Source organism: Rothia sp. (in: high G+C Gram-positive bacteria) (assembly GCF_015265375.1).
Taxonomy (GTDB): Bacteria; Actinomycetota; Actinomycetes; order Actinomycetales; family Micrococcaceae; genus Rothia.
The window spans coordinates 1-2900 of sequence record NZ_JABZXW010000105.1 but is presented as its reverse complement, the minus strand read 5'-3'; the positions used below and the strand labels follow the sequence as shown (position 1 = coordinate 2900).

At 60.0% G+C, this 2900-nt stretch carries 3 protein-coding genes; 1 reads left to right on the top strand and 2 read right to left on the bottom strand.

The features are described 5' to 3' along the window. The first annotated feature begins 212 nt into the window (after positions 1 to 212). A complete protein-coding gene (locus HXO69_RS08860; protein ID WP_296546600.1) occupies positions 213 to 1046 on the top strand; it encodes an oxidoreductase in 834 nt (277 codons plus the stop codon). A gap of 101 nt (positions 1047 to 1147) precedes the next feature. On the opposite strand, the gene HXO69_RS08855 is transcribed toward HXO69_RS08860, so the two are convergent. Both HXO69_RS08855 and HXO69_RS08850 read right to left on the bottom strand, forming a co-directional pair. Continuing rightward, a complete protein-coding gene (locus HXO69_RS08855) occupies positions 1148 to 1927 on the bottom strand; it encodes an amino acid ABC transporter ATP-binding protein (protein WP_070634888.1) in 780 nt (259 codons plus the stop codon). A 33-nt stretch (positions 1928 to 1960) separates the two neighbouring features. After that, entirely contained in the window at positions 1961 to 2764 is an 804-nt protein-coding gene (locus HXO69_RS08850) for an amino acid ABC transporter permease (RefSeq protein ID WP_012902971.1), read from the bottom strand. Between the last annotated feature and the right edge of the window lie 136 nt (positions 2765 to 2900).

The following is a 2900-nucleotide window of genomic DNA, read 5'->3' as shown; positions in this document are numbered from 1 at the left end:
CCCAGGATGCCGCGGCGAGCTTTCGATATGCCTGCCTGCCCTCACATATGCCGGTGAGAATACCCTCACACTACGCCCTGAGCTTTCTGCATGTCCGTACACCGCCCGTACGCCGCGCGTGAGCGTACCCTAAGAAGTACCCCCCAGCTAACACCTCCCCGCTAACACTGCAGGGAGCAACCCGAAGGGGAGGCAGCCCGAAAGGATGCGCAATGCCCAAGTCACTGCAACGCCCCGTAGTTCTTCTCACCGGCGCCAGCTCCGGTATCGGCTACGACGTGGCGCCGCTACTGGTGCGCTACGGCTACACCGTCTACGGTGCTGCCCGCCGCGTTGAGAAGATTGAAGAGCTCGCCTCCGAGGGCGTGAAAGCGCTGAGCATGGACGTTACCGATGAAGCATCCATGGAAGCCGCCGTACAGCAGATCATTGATGCAGAAGGCCGCATTGACGTGCTCATCAACAACGCTGGCTACGGATCCTACGGCGCCATTGAAGATGTCCCCATTGACGAGGCACGCCGTCAGTTTGAGGTGAACCTCTTTGGCCTGGCACGCCTCACCCAGCTGGTGCTGCCGCATATGCGCGCACGGGGCAGCGGGCGCATCCTGAACATCTCCTCGATGGCGGGGCGTATTACCATGCCCCTGGGTGCCTGGTACCACGCCACCAAGTACGCTCTCGAGGCGTTCAGCGATGCGCTGCGCATGGAGGTCGCAGAGTTCGGTATTGACGTGGTCATTATCGAGCCCGGCGGCATCAAGACCCCCTGGGGGCTCATCGCGGCAGACCACCTGGAGGAGTCCTCCCGAAACGGCGTCTATGCGGCTCAGGCGCAGCGCGTTGCGGCAAATATGCGTAAGCTCTACTCGCCCTCCTCCACCCTCTCCGAGCCCAAGGTTATCTCTAAAACTATTCTGCGAGCCCTGGAAGCGCGCCGCCCCAAGACCCGCTACCTCGTGGGTTTCGGTGCTAAGCCCTCCGTGTTCCTCCATGCCGTGCTGCCGGACCGTCTCTTTGACAAGGTGGCGCGCCGCATCTTCTAGGGCCGGAACAGCCTCGAACTAGAGAATTAAAAAGCGGGCGGTGCTGCGCGAAACAGAATGTTTCGTACAGCACCGCCCGCTACGTTTTTCAAGAGCTAGTACTAGTCTACTACGGCGTGGGTCGGATCGAGCACGCGCGCCAAGAAAGCCTGAGTACGCTCATGCTGGGGGTTGCCAATCACCTGATCGGCGGGGCCCTCCTCCACGACCACGCCATCTGCCATGAAGACGACCTTATCGGCGACCTCGCGGGCGAACGCCATCTCGTGAGTCACCACAATCATGGTCATACCCTCGTCGGCAAGGTTGCGCATAATGCTCAGAACCTCGCCGACCATCTCAGGGTCGAGAGCACTGGTCGGCTCGTCGAAGAGCATCAGGTCCGGGTTCATGGACAGCGCACGCGCAATAGCCACACGCTGCTGCTGACCACCGGACAGCTGAGCCGGGAAGCGGTCTTCCTTGCCCTCCAGGCCAACCTTCGCCAGCTGCTCGCGAGCAACCGCCTCCGCCTCAGCCTTGGAGCGGCCCAGAACCTTAATCTGAGCAATCGTGCAGTTATCCAGAATGTTCAGGTGGCCGAACAGGTTGAACTGCTGGAACACCATACCCATGTGGGTACGCACGCGGTTAATGTCTACGTCCGGGTCGGTGACCTCGGTATCGCCCACCATGATGGTGCCGTCGTTCGGCTCCTCCAACAGGTTCACGCAACGCAGCAGGGTGGACTTACCGGAACCCGAAGGGCCGATAAGGCACACGACCTCGCCCGGCTCGACCTGCATGTCAATGCCCTTGAGAACCTGAACCTTGCCGTAGGACTTGTGCAGGTTAGAAATGCGCACCGAGGAGGCGGCCATGGATGAAGTTGAAGCAGTCATAGTATCTTCCGTAATCCGTATCTGTCGTTGCGCTTACTTGCGGCCCGCAAGCTGGGTGCGGCGCTCAAAGTATGCGGAGAGCTGGCCCAGCGGAACAGTGATAATCAGGTAGCACAGACCCGCAACCACCAGGGGAGTCAGGCCCGCGTTAGCGGCGGTCAGGCCCTCACGACCGAACTTCGCCAGCTCGTACTGCGAGACGGTCACGCCCAGCAGGTACACGAGGGAGGAGTCCTTGGTCAGCAAGATAACCTCGTTGGTCAGCGGGGGCAGAACCACGCGGAACGCCTGGGGAATAATGATCGAAATCATCGCGCGAGTGTGGGACATACCCAGGGAGCGTGCCGCCTCCATCTGGCCCTTCGGAATCGCCTGCAGGCCCGCACGCAGAACCTCACTAATGTAAGCTGCCGAAACCATACCCAGGGACAGGGTCACCGGAATCAGGTTATCCACGAAGCGAATCTTGAACGCCAGGGGAATACCGTAACCGAACGCGAAGAAAACCAGCAGCGCCGGGATACCGCGGAAAAGCTCCACGTACAGGGTCGCAATCCAACGGTAGGGGGCGATAGAGGAAATACGCATCAGTGCCAGCAGCAGACCGCCGGAGAGGCCCACGATGAAGCCCAAGGTGGTGTACAGCAGGGTGTTCTTCAACGCCACGGTGATGACGTCGGGGAACTGGGCAGCCGCAACGTCCAGGTTGAATACCTGTTGGCTGAGGGTCTTCCAGTCAGCCAAAAGAATGGCTGCCAGAGCAATAACGGCCAGAAGGGCGTACTGTGCGTAGCGGAAGAGCTTCTGCTTCTGACGGGGTGAGAGTTTAGAGGACATGCGCTTTCTTATCCGTGTGCTGTTTATCCGTGTGCTGTTCGGTTAGGAGCGTTCTACACGCTCACAAGGGGTGAAGGCCGGAGAAGCCCCCAACCCAAAAGTAATAAGAGTACTCCTGAATTTTTTTGGGGGGGGG

Excerpts from the sequence above, each read along its gene's own strand:
- HXO69_RS08855 (WP_070634888.1), bottom strand. The coding sequence starts at position 1,927 with ATGACTGCTTCAACTTCATCCATGGCCGCCTCCTCGGTGCGCATTTCT.
- HXO69_RS08850 (WP_012902971.1), bottom strand. The coding sequence starts at position 2,764 with ATGTCCTCTAAACTCTCACCCCGTCAGAAGCAGAAGCTCTTCCGCTAC.
- HXO69_RS08860 (WP_296546600.1), top strand. The coding sequence starts at position 213 with ATGCCCAAGTCACTGCAACGCCCCGTAGTTCTTCTCACCGGCGCCAGC.